Source organism: Roseobacter insulae, from assembly GCF_019375555.1.
In the GTDB taxonomy this organism is placed as follows: domain Bacteria; phylum Pseudomonadota; class Alphaproteobacteria; order Rhodobacterales; family Rhodobacteraceae; genus Roseobacter; species Roseobacter insulae.
Map to the genome: position 1 here is coordinate 482682 of NZ_JAHXDN010000002.1, position 15537 is coordinate 498218.

Here is a 15537-nt window from a genome sequence, read left to right on the forward strand (position 1 = left end):
AAGGCGGGGGCGATGAGCGTACAGGTAAAGACACTTTCATCCTTGGGCCTGACGGCCAAAGCGGGCCGCAACCCGGATGTGACCGGTCTGGCCGTGGACAGCCGGGATGTGGAGGAGGGGTTTCTCTTCGCCGCGATGCCCGGTGTCAAACTGCACGGGGCAGAGTTTATTCAATATGCCCTGCGCATGGGGGCTGCGGCCATTCTGACCGATGCGGAAGGTGCCCGGATCGCGCAGGACGATCTGGCACGCAGCGATGCCGCCGTCGTCGTGACACCCGCCCCGCGCGAGGCATTGGCGCGTGCCGCATCGCTTTGGTTTGGGCGCCAGCCCCCTGTCATGGTGGCCGTCACCGGCACCAACGGAAAAACCTCGGTCAGTACCTTCGTGCGCCAGATCTGGACCCTGTTGGGGCACGCGGCCATCAATCTCGGCACCACCGGCGTGGAAGGCGCATGGACCGCGCCGCTGATGCACACAACCCCTGAACCGATCACCCTGCACCGGGCGCTGGCCCAGGCGGCAGAGAACGGCGTTACCCACGCGGCGATGGAAGCCTCCAGCCACGGGCTGGACCAGCGGCGGCTGGACGGGGTCACGCTGAAAGCGGCGGGATTCACCAACTTCTCGCAGGATCATCTGGATTACCACGAGAGCTTCGAGGCCTATTTCGATGCCAAGGCCGGGCTCTTTGCCCGGGTGTTGCCTGAGGATGCCAAGGCCGTCATCAACATCGAGGAAGAACGCGGTGTCGATATGGCCGCCATTGCAACAGCCCGCGGCTGTCCGGTGGTGAGCGTCGGGCGCGACATCGGAGACTTTCACCTCGGCAACATTCAGGTGGACGCGACCGGACAAACCGTGCGGTTCCTGCACCTGGGCAAATCCTACGTGCGGCGGTTGAACCTGATCGGCGATTTTCAGGCGGAAAACGTGATGCTGGCCGCAGCGCTGGTCATTGCCTGCGGGGAAAAGCCCAACAACGTCTTCGATACCTTCGAAGATCTCAAAACCGTGCGCGGACGCATGCAACTGGTCGCCAAGCGCGACAACGGGGCGACTGTCTTTGTCGACTACGCTCATACGCCGGATGCCATCGCCACCGCCCTGAAAGCCCTGCGCCCGCATGTTCTCGGGCGTCTGATCGTCATCATTGGTGCCGGTGGTGACAGGGATGCCACCAAGCGGCCGCTGATGGGGCAGGCGGCCTCGGAAAACGCGGATATGGTGATTGTCACGGATGACAACCCACGCAGCGAGGACCCCGAAATGATCCGGGCAGAGGTCTTGCTGGGCACGCCGGATGCGCAGGAGGTGGGTGACCGGGCCGAAGCGATCCTGCGGGGGGTGGATGCGCTGGGGCCGGGCGATGCTCTGCTGATCGCCGGCAAAGGGCATGAAACCGGTCAGACGGTGGGGGACGATGTATTACCCTTCGACGATGCCGAACAGGCCAGTGTCGCCGTGGCGGCCCTCGATGGGAGGATTCCATGAGCTTGTGGACAGCGCAGGCCGCCGCAACCGCGACGCACGGCAAGACGCAGGGGGGCTGGGTTGCAACAGGTGTTTCCATTGACACGCGTACCCTGCAGCCGGGGGATCTGTTCGTGGCCCTCAAAGATCAGCGGGACGGTCATGAATTCGTGGCGCAGGCGCTGGACAAGGGGGCCGCGGCAGCGCTGGTCGATCACGTGCCCGAAGGGGTCGCCGCCGACGCACCGCTGCTGATTGTCCCGGATGTGCTGACCGCCTTGGACGATCTGGGCCGCGCCGCACGGGCCCGGATGACCGGCAAGGTTGCCGCGGTCACCGGCAGCGTCGGCAAGACCTCCACCAAGGAAATGCTGGCGGAGATGCTGTCGGCGCAGGGGCGCGCCCATGCCTCTGTTGCAAGCTACAATAACCATTGGGGTGTACCGCTGACCCTGGCGCGCATGCCGCAGGATACCGACTTTGCCGTGATCGAGATCGGCATGAACCATCCCGGTGAAATCGCCCCGCTGGCCCGGATGGCGCGACCGCACGTGGCGCTGGTGACGATCGTCGCGGCCGCTCATCTGGAAGCATTCGACGACATCACCGGGATCGCGGTTGAGAAGGCGTCGATCTTCGAAGGGGTTGAGCCGGGCGGGGTGGCGGTCCTGAACGCGGATATGGACACCGCGGCAATTGTCATGGCCAAGGCGCTTGATTGCAAGCTGCGCGACATCAGCTTCGGCGCGGAAGGGTATGATTTCAAACTAATCCGTGCCGATCTGCGTGATGAAACGACGGTTGTGCAGGCCCGGATGGGCGATGCGCCGCTGTTGTTCAAGATCGCCTCGCCGGGGCGGCATTTCGCGATGAATGCGCTGGGGGCGCTGGCGGTTGTGGCCGCGTTGGGCGGCGACATTGCCCTCGCGGTCGGGTCGCTCGGGCGGTGGAAGCCTTATAAGGGCCGGGGTCAGCGCGAAAGGATATACCTGGATGCGGTTGATACACGCTTGTCGCTCGACCTGATCGATGACAGCTACAACGCCAATCCGACCTCGATGGCTGCCGCGCTGGAGGTGCTGGCCGCCGCGCCGGTGACCAACGACACGGGGCGCGTTTCCAAGGGTCGGCGAATTGCCTATCTGGGCGATATGAAGGAACTGGGCCCTGACGAGGTCGCCCTGCACGCCGGGCTGGCGCATCTGCCCGCCACGCAATCCCTCGACGTCATTCATTGCATCGGACCCCTGATGCGGGCGCTTCACGACTTGCTGCCCGATGCGCAACGCGGCGGCTGGTACGAAACCTCCGACGCGGTGCTGCCCAGACTGAAACGCCATCTCGACAGCGGCGACGTGGTGCTGGCGAAGGGATCGCTGAGCATGAAACTCGGGCTGATCGTTGACGCCATTCGCAAAATGGGACATGCCCCGCTGGACGAGGAAGAAGGATAATCGATGCTGTATTGGCTCACGCTGCTGTCGGACGGAGGGGATGTCTTTAACCTTTTCCGCTACATTACGTTCCGCGCTGGTGGCGCCTTCCTGACCGCGCTCGTCTTTGGGTTTCTCTTCGGAAGGCCGCTTATCGCAGTGCTGCGCCGGCGTCAGGGCAAGGGCCAGCCCATCCGCGACGATGGGCCGGAGGGGCATTTTGCCAAGGCCGGAACCCCGACGATGGGCGGGCTGCTGATCGTGGGCGCCTTGCTGACATCAACGCTTCTGTGGGCGCGGCTGGACAATCCGTTCATCTGGATCGTGCTTTTCGTGACGATGTCCTTTGCCGCCATCGGGTTCATGGATGATTACGCCAAGGTCTCCAAACAGACGAGCGCCGGTGTGCCGGGGCGTGTGCGCCTGCTGCTTGGCTTTGCCATTGCGGCCATCGCGGCCTACTGGGCGGCGCAGCACCACCCCGACGCCCTGCAAAACCGCCTCGCACTGCCTGTCTTCAAAGACACGCTGCTGAACCTTGGCTACATGTTCGTACCCTTCGCGATCATCGTCATTGTGGGGTCCGCCAATGCGGTGAATCTCACGGACGGTCTGGACGGTCTGGCCATCATGCCGGTGATGATCGCTGCGGGAACGCTTGGCGTGATCTCCTACGCGGTCGGCCGGGTCGACTTCACCGAGTATCTGGACGTGCATTACGTCGCCGGTACCGGGGAGATTCTGATCTTCACAGCCGGGATATTCGGTGGCGGGCTGGGCTTTCTTTGGTACAATGCGCCGCCCGCTGCTGTCTTCATGGGAGATACGGGCAGCCTTGCCCTTGGTGGCGCATTGGGCGCAATCGCCGTCTCCACCAAACACGAGATCGTGCTGGCGATTGTCGGCGGCCTCTTCGTGGTCGAAGCGATGAGCGTGATCATCCAGGTGCTCTATTTCAAGCGAACCGGCAAGCGCGTGTTCCTGATGGCGCCGATCCACCATCACTATGAGAAAAAAGGATGGGCAGAATCGACCATCGTCATCCGGTTCTGGATTATTTCCCTGATCCTCGCGATGATCGGTCTGGCCACGCTAAAGGTGCGCTGATGCCCCATGCCGAAATCCGATATTCAGATGATCTGACCCTCGATGCGCCTGCCGTTCTGGCAGAGATCGAGGAGGTGATCCTGCGCCATGACCCCGAAGCGGGCGCGTGCAAGGGGCGTGCATATCCCGCCGCGTTCTCTCATCACACGCATCTTCTGCTGGCCTTGACGCTGCTGAAAAAGCCGCACAGGGATGCCGCCTTCACCGCCTCCCTGATGGCGGATCTGGAGGCTGCGGTGAAAGCACATATCCCTCAAAGCTGCTTTTTCTCGTTCAGGCTCGACTATTCGGATGGCCATTACGTCACGAACCGCCACGAGGTGGCGTGATGCAAGGCGTGCAGCGAAAGCCCTATCGATGATCGCGGTGCAGGGTCTGGCCGGTGCGCGTGTCGCGGTGCTCGGGTTGGGGCGATCCGGGCTCAGCGCGGCGCGCGCACTTGCCGAAGGGGGGGCTGTGCCCCTGTGTTGGGATGACACGCCGTCGGCCCGCGAGCGCGCCGAAGCCGAAGGGTTCCAGTGTCAGCCCTTTCGCGATGCCCGTGACTTTGATGGCATTGCGCGCCTGATTGTCAGCCCCGGCATTCCACACCTCTATCCTGCGCCCAATCCCGTGGTTGCGGCCGCGTATCTGGCGGGCGTTCCGGTGGACAATGACATCGGCCTCTTCTTTCAGTCTTTTGCCACGTCGGCCTGGCACAGCTTCGACGTCGCGCCGCGGGTCGTTGCGGTGACGGGCTCGAACGGCAAATCGACCACATCGGCGTTGATCCACCATATCCTCACAGATGTGGGCCGCCCGTGTCAGCTGGCGGGCAACATCGGGCGCGGGGTTCTGGACATAGACGCCCCGCATGACGGGGAAGTCGTTGTGCTGGAACTGTCAAGCTACCAGACGGACCTTGCGCGCAGCCTGACACCGGACATTGCCGTCTTTACAAACCTCAGCCCGGATCATCTGGACCGTCATGCGGGCATGGGGGGCTATTTCGCCGCCAAGCGCCGGTTGTTTGCCGAGGGTGGACCGGACAGGGCGGTGATTGGCGTGGATGAGCCGGAAGGCCGCTATCTAGCCGGGCAACTCTCCGAAGGACCGTCGGATGACCGTGTCATCCGCGTCTCGGTCGAGGCCAGGCTAACCGGCCCGGGCTGGCAGGTCTTTGCCCGCAAGGGGTATCTGTCGGAATATCGCAAGGGCAAGCAGACGGCCTCCATCGACCTGCGACATGTGCCGGGCCTGCCGGGGGCGCATAACCATCAGAACGCCTGCGCGGCCTACGCGGCATGCCGGTCTCTCGGACTGGCCCCCAAGGTCATTGAAAAGGCGTTTCACAGTTTCGCAGGGCTTCCGCACCGCAGCCAGCTGGTTGGAGAAAAGGACGGTGTGAAGTTCGTGAACGACAGCAAGGCCACGAACGTCGATGCCGCGGCCAAGGCGCTTTCCGCCTTTGATCGGGTGCGCTGGATTTGCGGTGGCCTGGAAAAAGAGGGCGGGCTGGGCGCGCTTGGCGATGCGCCCACGGTGCGCAAAGCCTATGTCATTGGCCGCGAAGCCGCCGGTTTTGCCATGCAGTTGCCTGTTGAGGCCGAAGTCTGCACCACGATGGAAAAGGCCGTGGCACAAGCGGTTGCAGAGGCTGAACCGGGCGACGTGGTGCTGTTGGCGCCTGCGGCGGCGAGTTTTGACCAATACGACAATTTCGAAAAGCGCGGCGATGCCTTCGTGGCCGAGGTCAAGAAGTATCTGTAACGTGGTGCGGTGCCTCAGCGAAGGCATCTACCGCGATAGGGCGCGTGCTGCGGCCATGGCCGATGACCACGCCCACTGGAAATTATACCCACCCAGCCACCCGGTGACGTCCACGGCCTCGCCGATGAAAAAGAGGCCGGGAACCTTGTTGGTCTCCATCGTTTTGGCCGACAGCTCGTCCGTGTCGATCCCCCCGAGTGTCACCTCTGCGGTGCGATACCCTTCCGTCCCGGTGGGTGCCATTGTCCAGTGGCCGAGGGCCTGTGTCATGTCGCGCAGTTTAGCGTCAGACTGGTCTGCAAGGTTGCCGGTCAGGTCCGTCTTACGCGCAAGGTGCTCAACCAGTCGTGCCGGCAGGTGCTCCGCCAATACCGTTGTCAGGTTGCGTCGCCCGGTCCGCGTGCGTTTCTCGCGCAGCGCCGCATAGAGATCGTGATCCGGCGACAGGTTTACCGAGATCTCTTCACCGTCACGCCAATAAGAGGATGCCTGCAGGACGGCAGGACCGGACAGACCCCGGTGGGTGAAGAGCAACGCCTCCTCAAAGCTCTGCCCGCCCGCCGTGACGCGCGCCTGTGTCGAAACGCCGGCAAGGCCGGCAAAGCGCTCCTTGGCGAAGGTGAAGGGTACCAATGCAGGGCGTGTCTGCGTCACCTTCAGGCCGAACTGTGCGGCCACCTCGTAGGCCATGCCCGTCGCCCCCATTTTCGGAATGGATTTGCCCCCGGTGCAGATGACCAGCGTCCGCGCCCGCACGGTTGTGCGCCGCCCGTCCTGCGACAGGGCAAACGAGAACCCGTCCGCGGTTCTTTCGATATCATGCGCGGTTGACTGCAGGCGCAGATCGACGCCGTTTTGCTGCATCAGCCCCCGCAGCATCGCGATGATCTGCTTGGCGGAGGTGTCGCAGAAGAGCTGGCCAAGGGTCTTTTCATGCCAGGCGATCCGGTGGCGGTCGACAAGATCGATGAAATCCCACTGTGTGTAACGGGCCAGCGCCGATTTGGCGAAATGCGGGTTGCCGGAGATAAACGCGCCGGCATCGGCATGCAGGTTGGTGAAATTGCACCGACCGCCGCCGGAGATGCGAATTTTCTCTCCCGGCGCGCGGGCATGATCCACAAGCAGAATGCGGCCCCGTGCATGGGCGGCGCACATCATCCCCGCGGCCCCTGCGCCGATTATCGCCGTGTCAACCTGCATGCTGGCCAACTGGCGTGATTTGGGGCAAATGGCAAGCCTTCGGGCTAGCGCTGTGGATGATTTCACGCTACTATACCCCATCAGACCCCGCAAAGGGGCGCATCGAGGCAGTGTAAACAGTTCAAGGCAGGCACCCATGACAGAAATGGTCTATGGCGCAGTTCCGGTACGCGATGGCGAACCGATCCTCCCCAAATGGTGGCGCACGATCGACAAATGGGCAATGTCCTGCATCCTGATGCTCTTTGCGGTTGGGTTGTTGCTGGGCCTCGCAGCTTCACCCCCCCTGGCAGCCAAGAACGGATTTGAACCCTTTCATTACGTGCAGCGACAGGCGGCTTTCGGTGGTCTGGCTCTCGTGGCGATGTTGATGACCTCGATGATGTCGCCCGTTCTGGTGCGGCGCCTCGCGGTGCTGGGGTTCATCGTGTCTTTCATAGCGCTGGCGCTGCTGCCGTTCTTCGGCACCGATTTCGGCAAGGGCGCTGTGCGCTGGTACGGTTTGGGTTTCGCGTCACTCCAGCCATCCGAATTCCTCAAGCCGGGGTTTGTCGTGGTCGCCGCGTGGATGATGGCGGCCGCGTCCGATCTGAATGGCCCGCCCGGTAAAACATGGTCGTTCGCCCTGTGCATCGCGATTGTCCTGATGCTGGTGATGCAGCCGGACTTCGGACAGGGCTGCCTGGTGCTGTTTTCATGGGGTGTTATGTATTTCGTTGCAGGCGCACCAATGGCCTTGCTGGTCGGGATGGCGTTGCTGGTCGTCTTCGGTGGTACCATCGCCTATTCGAATTCAGAACACTTTGCGCGGCGGATTGACGGGTTTCTGAACCCCGATGTCGATCCGCGTACCCAGCTTGGATATGCAACCAACGCGATCCAGGAGGGGGGTTTTTTCGGTGTCGGCGTGGGCGAGGGGCAGGTGAAATGGTCCTTGCCGGATGCCCATACGGATTTCATCATCGCGGTGGCCGCAGAGGAATACGGCCTTGTTCTGGTGCTGGTCATTATCGCGCTGTACACCACGGTCGTGGTGCGCTCGTTGCTGCGCCTGGTGCGGGAGCGTGACCCGTTCATCCGCCTCGCCGGAACCGGTCTGGCCTGTACGCTGGGCGTTCAGGCGATGATCAATATGGGCGTGGCGGTCCGCCTGCTGCCCGCCAAGGGGATGACGCTGCCCTTTGTCAGCTACGGCGGCTCCTCGGTGATTGCCAGCGGGATTGCGGTAGGCATGCTGCTGGCGTTTACCCGCACGCGCCCACAGGGCGAAATCAGTGATCTGCTGTCGCGCGGGAGAGTCCGGTGAGCGGACAACCTCTCCTGGTTATTGCCGCAGGCGGAACGGGCGGTCACATGTTCCCGGCGCAGGCGCTGGCCGAGGCAATGCTGGCCAGGGGGTGGCGGGTAAAGCTGTCAACCGATGAACGGGGCGCCCGGTACACTGGCGGGTTTCCGCATTCCACGGAAATCGAACAGATACGCAGCGCAACTTTTGCCCGCGGCGGATTGGTTGAGAAAGTGACCGCGCCCTTCAAGCTCGGGTTGGGGGTTCTGGGGGCCCTGGCAGGCTTGTGGCGCGACAGGCCCGCCGTGGTTGTTGGGTTTGGAGGGTATCCGGCAATTCCCGCGATGGCTGCCGCACAGCTGCTGAAGCTGCCCCGCATGATTCACGAACAGAATGGTGTGTTGGGCAAGGTGAATGCGTTCTTTGCACCGCGCGTCGATGCCGTGGCCTGCGGCACCTGGCCTGCGGAGCTGCCGGAAGGCGTCGAGGGGGTGCATACCGGCAACCCGGTGCGCAGCGCCATCTTGGAACGGGCCGAGGCGGGCTATATCTCACCGGGGGACTACCCGATGGAAATGCTGGTGATCGGCGGATCACAGGGCGCGCGGATCCTCAGCGATGTCGTGCCACCGGCGATTGCCGCGCTGCCGATGAAGATATTGCGCAACATCCGGGTCAGCCATCAGGCGCGCGAAGAGGATCAGGAGCGGGTGGCGAAGTTCTACGCGGACAACGGGATTACCGCGGATGTTCAGCCGTTTTTTCACGATGTGCCGCGCCGCATGACCGAGGCGCAGCTTGTCATCAGCCGGTCCGGCGCGTCGTCCGTGGCGGATCTGTCGGTGATCGGGCGCCCGTCGATCCTGATCCCCTATGCGGCGGCGGCGGGGGATCATCAAACCGCCAACGCGCGTGGTCTGGTGGCCGCGGGGGGCGCGATCATGGTGCCGGAAAGCCAGGCCAGCGTTGACGCCCTCGCGGAACAGATCGCGTCGGTACTGGACAATCCGGACGGCGCGATGCAAATGGCCCGCTCAGCCGCGAAATTTGGTAAACCGGAGGCAACGGAGCTGTTGGTTGAGATGGTCGAGGGGCTTGCGGGCAAAGGACAAGAGATATGAGCGCAGCAACAAAACTGCCGGGAGACGTGGGACCGATCCATTTCGTTGGGATCGGCGGTATCGGCATGTCGGGGATCGCGGAGGTTCTGCTGAACCACGGCTACACGGTTCAGGGGTCCGATCTGAAAGCCACGCCGATCACAAGGCGTCTGGCCGAACTCGGGGCTCATATCTTCGAAGGCCAGAACGCGGACAACGTCACTAACGCCGAGGTCGTCGTGATTTCCAGCGCGATCAAACCCGGGAACGCCGAGCTGGATGCGGCCCGCACGATGGGCCTGCCGATCGTGCGCCGGGCGGAGATGCTGGCCGAACTGATGCGTCTGAAATCCAACATCGCGGTCGCGGGGACGCACGGCAAAACCACGACCACGACAATGGTAGCGACGCTTCTGGATGCGGGCGATTTCGACCCCACGGTCGTGAATGGCGGGATCATTCACGCCTACGGGTCGAATGCCCGTGCCGGTGAAGGCGAATGGATGGTGGTCGAAGCCGATGAGAGCGACGGCACCTTCAACCGGTTGCCCGCGACGATTGCAATTGTGACCAACATCGACCCTGAACACATGGAACACTGGGGGGATTTCGACACGCTGCGTCAGGGCTTCCTCGATTTCGTGTCCAACATTCCCTTCTATGGCGTGGCGGTCTGCAATACCGATCATCCGGAAGTGCAGTCGCTGGTCGGCAGGATCACCGACCGTCGCGTGGTGACCTACGGGTTCAACGCTCAGGCGGATGTGCGCGCGGTCAACCTGCGCTATGACAACGGGATCGCGCATTTCGACGTGGCCCTGCAGGCCGAGGGCATCATGATCGAAGGGTGTTCGCTGCCGATGCCGGGTGATCACAATGTCTCCAACGCCTTGTCGGCCATCGCGGCGGCGCGGCACCTGGGCATGAAGGGCGACCAGATTCGTGATGCGTTAGCCAAGTTTGGCGGCGTTAACAGGCGCTTTACCCGCGTCGGCGAGATTGATGGCGTGACGATCATTGATGACTATGGCCACCACCCGGTTGAAATTACGGCCGTGCTGAAAGCAGCGCGGCAGGCCACCGAGGGCCGTGTTATCGCTGTGCACCAACCGCACCGCTACACACGTCTGTCCGACCTCTTCGATGAATTCTGCGCCTGTTTCAACGATGCGGACGTGGTGGGCATCGCCGATGTATACGCCGCGGGCGAAGATCCGATCGAAGGTGCAAGCCGCGATGATCTGGTGGCCGGGCTGATCCGCCATGGACACCGTCATGCCCGTGCAGTGGTTGGCGAGGATGACCTGGAGCGACTGGTTCGGGAGCAGGCGCGGCCCGGCGACATGGTGGTTTGTCTTGGGGCAGGTACCATCAGCGCCTGGGCCAACGGGCTGCCGGCACGGCTGCGCAAAGGAGCTGCATGATGCTGTTGTGGGCCTGTCTGCTATGGGTATTTGCCTCTGTTGCAGTGGCCATGTTGCCTATGCGTCTTCAGTATGTTCCCGGCGTCGTTCTGCTGATCGCCGCCCCTGTGTTGATTTTCTGGATCGGTCAGGAAGTGGCGTGGTGGGCTGCGGCTTTGGCGCTGTTTGCTGTCGTGTCGATGTTTCGCAATCCGCTGCGCTATTTTCTGGCGCGGGCGCGCGGTGAGACACCGGAGATCCCGAAATGAGCCTGTCCCTGACGATTGCGGCCATCTGGGCGCTGGTCGCCAACGTGTTGGCCATGACCCCCAGCAAGGACCACCACTGGCGCAACGCCTATGCCCTGATCGCCATCGGCATTCCGATCGTCGGCTACGTGACGTGGCAGCACGGCCCCTGGGTTGGCCTGCTTGTGCTGGCGGCGGGCGTTTCCGTTCTGCGCTGGCCCGTCATATATCTGGGCCGATGGATAAAACGGCGCACCCTGAGATAGGCTCGGTTACATGACGGATATGCCCGATGTACGCGGCCGCCTGACACCGGACCGCCCCCTGAGCGATCTGACCTGGCTGCGGGTTGGCGGTCCGGCCGACTGGCTTTTCCAACCTGCCGATCTGGATGATCTGAGCGCTTTTCTGGCCGCTTTGCCCCAAGATGTTGCCGTGTTTCCCATGGGCGTCGGGTCCAACCTGATTGTCCGGGATGGGGGTTTGCGCGCTGTCGTGGTCCGCCTTGGACGGGGTTTCAACAGCATCGAAACCGAAGGAACGCGGGTGATCGCCGGCGCGGCTGCCCTGGATGCGCATGTGGCCAAAAAGGCGGCCGACGCGGGGCTTGATCTGACCTTTCTGCGCACGATCCCGGGCAGCATCGGCGGCGCTGTGCGCATGAATGCGGGTTGTTATGGCACCTACACGGCGGATGTGCTGGTCGAGGCACAGGCCGTCACGCGCGCGGGGAAATGCATCACCCTCACACCGCAGGACTTGCAATTTGACTACCGTCAAACCCAGCTGCCGGAGGGTTGCGTTCTGACGCAAGCCACCTTTGAGGCGCCGCGCGGGGATGCGCAGGCGCTGCATGCGCGCATGGGTGACCAGCTTGCCAGACGAGATGCAACACAACCCACGCGGGATCGGAGCGCCGGATCAACGTTCCGGAACCCGGCCGGGTTTTCCTCCACCGGGCGGGACGACGACGTGCATGATCTCAAGGCATGGAAGGTCATCGACGATGCCGGCATGCGCGGCGCGCGGCAGGGCGGCGCGCAGATGAGCGAGAAGCACTCCAACTTTCTGATCAACACCGGTGATGCGACCGCCGCCGATCTTGAGGGATTGGGCGAAGAGGTGCGAAAAAAGGTTTACGCACAAAGCGGTATCACGCTAGAATGGGAAATCATGCGCATTGGCGAAAATTAATGGCTCGTTAACCAGATAGCCGCCAGACTGCATGCATAAGACGAGACGGTGAACCGGCGCAAAAGCCGGATAAACACAATTAAAAACGGGCCGAAATGGCCCGACACAGAGGCACCACAGTGGGTCAGTCGAGCAGGACACCCCGGCGTGTGGCGGTATTGATGGGAGGCCCTTCGGCAGAGCGCGAAGTGTCCCTGTCCAGCGGGCAAGCCTGCGCTGCCGCCCTACGGGGAGAAGGATTTGAAGTGATCGAGGTCGATGCGGACCGCGACCTTTGTTCCGTTCTGCACAAGATATCTCCGGAAGCCGTTTTGAACTGCCTGCACGGTCGCTGGGGCGAGGACGGCTGTGTGCAGGGCCTGCTGGAATGGATGGGCATGCCCTATACGCATTCCGGCGTGCTCGCGTCCGCCCTGGCGATGGACAAACAGCGCAGCAAGGCGGCTTTCGCGGCAGCGGGTCTGCCGGTTGTGGGCAGCGTTCTTGCCCCGGCCGCCGAGGTGCGCACGCGCCACGTGATGCGCCCGCCCTATGTGGTGAAGCCGAATTGCGAAGGCTCGTCTGTCGGTGTCTACCTCGTGCACGAAGCGAGCAACGGACCGCCGCAGCTGTCATCGGACATGCCCGACGAGGTAATGGTGGAAACCTATGCGCCCGGTCGCGAACTGACGACCACGGTCATTGGCGATCGCGCGCTGACGGTGACCGACATTCTTACGGATGGCTGGTACGATTACGATGCCAAGTACAAACCCGGCGGGTCGCGCCATGTTGTGCCTGCCGATCTGCCCGCGGATATATTCGACCTCTGCATGGACTATGCGCTGCGCGCGCATCGCGCTTTGGGCTGTCGCGGTGTCAGCCGGACCGATTTTCGCTGGGACGAGGCGAGAGGCGAGGACGGCCTGATCCTGCTGGAAACAAATACGCAACCCGGCATGACGGCAACATCACTGACGCCCGAGCAGGCCCAGACCTGCGGGATGAGCTTGGGCCAGCTTTGCGCGTGGATGGTGGAGGACGCGTCATGCGATCGCTGATCTTGCGCAGACGGAATGCGTGCGATCCGGCACCCTCCCGCTGGGCGTGGCGAATGCAGCGCCTGATGCTGACGCCAACCTTTCTGGTGCTGTTGCGCGCGGGTGTCCCGATGGCGCTGACCTTTGCCGCCGGCGGCTTGTACCTGTCGGATGAAGCGCGGCGTCTGGCGATCCAAGACACCGTGGCCGAGGCGCGCGCCAGTTTTGAAACCCGCCCCGAGTTCATGGTGCAGCTGATGGCCATTGACGGTGTTGCGGGCGACCTGGCCGAGGACATCCGCGAGGTTGTGCCGATTGATTTCCCCACCAGCTCTTTTGACCTCGACCTCAGGGAAATTCGCGCGACGATCGCAGATCTGCCGCCCGTCCAGACGGTCTCGGTGCGCATCCGGCCCGGCGGCATCTTGCAGATCGACGTGACCCCGCGCACGCCTGTCGCCATCTGGCGCGGGCGCGAAGGCCTCGTGCTGGTGGATGTCACCGGCGCGCATGTTGGCACCCTGCACCAGCGCATGGACAGGCCCGACCTTATGGTGATCGCGGGAGAGGGCGCGCAGGCGCATGTCAAGGACGCGCTCGACCTTTATCGTGCGGCCGCTCCCCTGGGGTCGCGGCTGCGCGGGATTGTACGGATGGGCGAGCGGCGCTGGGATGTCGTGCTGGACCGGGAGCAGCGCATCTTGCTGCCGGAAGCCGGCGCGGTGCAGGCGCTGGAACGGGTGATCGCCCTGGATGGTGCGCAGGATATTCTTGCGCGTGATGTGGTGCGGGTCGACCTGCGCCTCGGCGCACGCCCGACGGTGCAGATGAGCGAACAGGCCACAGCATTGTGGTGGGAAATAAAACAAGGGTCGGGGCAGTAACAACGATGGATTTATACGACAGCCAGCGCCAGATGCGCAACATGCGCAAAGCCGCCATGCACCGCGGTGTGGTGGCCATTCTGGACGTGGGTAGCTCCAAGATCTCCTGCCTTGTTCTGCGGTTCGACGGCACGGGCGATCTTGGCGACGAAGGGGAGATCGGCTCGCTGGCCGGCCAGTCCGGCTTCCGCGTCATCGGGGCGGCGACAACCCGGTCCCGGGGTGTGCGTTTTGGCGAGATCTGCGCCATGCAGGAAACCGAACGCGCCATTCGCACCGCGCTGCAGGGCGCCCAGAAAATGGCGGGCATCCGCGTCGATCACGTGATTGCCTGCTTTGCCGGGGCGGAGCCGCGCTCTTACGGGCTGGACGCGCAGATCGCGCTGGAAGGCGAGGCGGTGGACGAGCAGGATGTCGCCCGCGTGCTGGCTGCCTGCGACGTGCCGGACTATGGCTCCGGGCGCGAAGTGCTGCACGCGCAACCGGTCAATTTCGCCATCGATCACCGCTCTGGTCTCGGCGATCCACGTGGGCAGTTGGGCAACTCCCTCTCCGTGGACATGCACATGCTGACGGTCGATGGCTCTGCCGTTCAGCACCTGGCGCATTGCATCAAGCGCTGCGACCTTGAACTCGCCGGGATTGCGTCCTCGGCCTATACAAGCGGCATCGCGGCGCTGGTGGAGGATGAGCAGGAACTGGGGGCCGCCTGTATCGATCTGGGCGGCGGCTCTACCGGGGTGTCGATCTTCATCAAGAAACACATGATCTACGCGGATTCGGTGCGGATGGGGGGCGATCATGTCTCCGGCGATATCTCCATGGGTCTGCAGGTTCCGATGACCATGGCGGAGCGCATCAAGACCATGCACGGCGGCGTGCATGCAACCGGCATGGATGACCGCGAGATGATCGAGATCGGCGGCGACACCGGCGATTTCGAGCATGATCGCCGGACGGCCAGCCGGGCGGAGGTCATCGGCATCATGCGTCCAAGGGTCGAGGAAATTCTGGAAGAAGTGCGTGCCCGGCTGGATGCTGCCGGATTTGATCATCTGCCCAGCCAGCAGATCGTGCTGACGGGCGGTGGCAGCCAGATTCCGGGGATGGACGGTCTGGCCAGCAAGATACTGGGCCAGCAGGTCCGGCTGGGGCGGCCATTGCGCGTGCACGGGCTGCCGCAGGCGGCGACGGGTCCTGCCTTCGCCTCGGTTGTCGGTCTGTCGCTGTTTGCGGCCCATCCGCAGGACGAGTGGTGGGATTTCGACATCCCGGCGGAAAGCTACCCCCACCGGTCCCTCAAGCGCGCGGTGCGTTGGTTTCGCGATAACTGGTAAGCGCGCAATCGAATCACGGTGACGTCGCCGGCGCGCCATGATATGATTTCGACAAGGCCCGTCAGAGGCCCCATGGCGACCGAGCAGTCGTCCGAACATTGT

At 63.2% G+C, this 15537-nt stretch carries 15 protein-coding genes; 14 read left to right on the plus strand and 1 reads right to left on the minus strand.

From position 1 onward, the window contains the following. Positions 1 to 12: 12 nt before the first annotated feature. From KX928_RS08520 to murD, 5 genes are read left to right on the plus strand one after another with little or no spacing between them, the layout of a single operon-like run. A complete protein-coding gene (locus tag KX928_RS08520) occupies positions 13 to 1494 on the plus strand; it encodes a UDP-N-acetylmuramoyl-L-alanyl-D-glutamate--2,6-diaminopimelate ligase (RefSeq protein WP_219500998.1) in 1482 nt (493 codons plus the stop codon). Continuing rightward, entirely contained in the window at positions 1491 to 2927 is a 1437-nt protein-coding gene (locus KX928_RS08525; RefSeq protein WP_219500999.1) for a UDP-N-acetylmuramoyl-tripeptide--D-alanyl-D-alanine ligase, read from the plus strand. The genes KX928_RS08520 and KX928_RS08525 overlap by 4 nt, the downstream gene beginning before the upstream one ends. Before the next feature lie 3 nt (positions 2928 to 2930). Beyond that, positions 2931 to 4013 (plus strand): phospho-N-acetylmuramoyl-pentapeptide-transferase, encoded by a 1083-nt coding sequence (gene mraY, locus KX928_RS08530; protein ID WP_219501001.1) that lies wholly within the window; start codon positions 2931 to 2933, stop codon positions 4011 to 4013. Beyond that, positions 4013 to 4342 (plus strand): hypothetical protein, encoded by a 330-nt coding sequence (locus tag KX928_RS08535; protein ID WP_219501003.1) that lies wholly within the window; start codon positions 4013 to 4015, stop codon positions 4340 to 4342. Before mraY ends, KX928_RS08535 begins: the two co-directional genes overlap by 1 nt. A gap of 28 nt (positions 4343 to 4370) precedes the next feature. Next, a complete protein-coding gene (gene murD, locus KX928_RS08540; protein ID WP_219501005.1) occupies positions 4371 to 5762 on the plus strand; it encodes a UDP-N-acetylmuramoyl-L-alanine--D-glutamate ligase in 1392 nt (463 codons plus the stop codon). A gap of 27 nt (positions 5763 to 5789) precedes the next feature. Here murD and KX928_RS08545 read toward each other — a convergent pair whose 3' ends face one another. Then, positions 5790 to 6965 carry a BaiN/RdsA family NAD(P)/FAD-dependent oxidoreductase gene (locus tag KX928_RS08545; protein ID WP_219502092.1) on the minus strand — a complete coding sequence of 392 codons (1176 nt, stop codon included), beginning with the start codon at positions 6963 to 6965 and terminating at the stop codon, positions 5790 to 5792. A gap of 136 nt (positions 6966 to 7101) precedes the next feature. On the opposite strand from KX928_RS08545, the gene ftsW reads away from it, so the two are divergent. From ftsW to ftsA, 9 genes are all read left to right on the plus strand, one after another. After that, entirely contained in the window at positions 7102 to 8271 is a 1170-nt protein-coding gene (gene ftsW / locus KX928_RS08550) for a putative lipid II flippase FtsW (protein ID WP_219501006.1), read from the plus strand. After that, complete coding sequence (gene murG, locus KX928_RS08555; RefSeq protein WP_308342272.1) at positions 8268 to 9371, plus strand: undecaprenyldiphospho-muramoylpentapeptide beta-N-acetylglucosaminyltransferase; 1104 nt, start codon at positions 8268 to 8270, stop codon at positions 9369 to 9371. The genes ftsW and murG overlap by 4 nt, the downstream gene beginning before the upstream one ends. Beyond that, complete coding sequence (gene murC / locus KX928_RS08560; protein WP_219501008.1) at positions 9368 to 10774, plus strand: UDP-N-acetylmuramate--L-alanine ligase; 1407 nt, start codon at positions 9368 to 9370, stop codon at positions 10772 to 10774. Before murG ends, murC begins: the two co-directional genes overlap by 4 nt. After that, positions 10771 to 11022: a DUF2484 family protein gene (locus KX928_RS08565; protein WP_219501010.1), complete on the plus strand. Its 252-nt coding sequence runs from the start codon at positions 10771 to 10773 to the stop codon at positions 11020 to 11022. The genes murC and KX928_RS08565 overlap by 4 nt, the downstream gene beginning before the upstream one ends. Beyond that, positions 11019 to 11267 carry a DUF2484 family protein gene (locus KX928_RS08570; protein WP_219501012.1) on the plus strand — a complete coding sequence of 83 codons (249 nt, stop codon included), beginning with the start codon at positions 11019 to 11021 and terminating at the stop codon, positions 11265 to 11267. The genes KX928_RS08565 and KX928_RS08570 overlap by 4 nt, the downstream gene beginning before the upstream one ends. 10 nt (positions 11268 to 11277) lie before the next feature. After that, entirely contained in the window at positions 11278 to 12195 is a 918-nt protein-coding gene (murB, locus tag KX928_RS08575) for a UDP-N-acetylmuramate dehydrogenase (RefSeq protein ID WP_219501014.1), read from the plus strand. Positions 12196 to 12290: 95 nt separating this feature from the next. Continuing rightward, on the plus strand, positions 12291 to 13235 hold the full coding sequence (locus KX928_RS08580) for a D-alanine--D-alanine ligase (RefSeq protein WP_219501017.1): 945 nt from the start codon (positions 12291 to 12293) through the stop codon (positions 13233 to 13235). Next, positions 13223 to 14098: a cell division protein FtsQ/DivIB gene (locus tag KX928_RS08585; RefSeq protein ID WP_219501027.1), complete on the plus strand. Its 876-nt coding sequence runs from the start codon at positions 13223 to 13225 to the stop codon at positions 14096 to 14098. The genes KX928_RS08580 and KX928_RS08585 overlap by 13 nt, the downstream gene beginning before the upstream one ends. A gap of 32 nt (positions 14099 to 14130) precedes the next feature. Next, positions 14131 to 15435 carry a cell division protein FtsA gene (ftsA, locus tag KX928_RS08590; protein ID WP_219502096.1) on the plus strand — a complete coding sequence of 435 codons (1305 nt, stop codon included), beginning with the start codon at positions 14131 to 14133 and terminating at the stop codon, positions 15433 to 15435. Positions 15436 to 15537 lie beyond the last annotated feature (102 nt).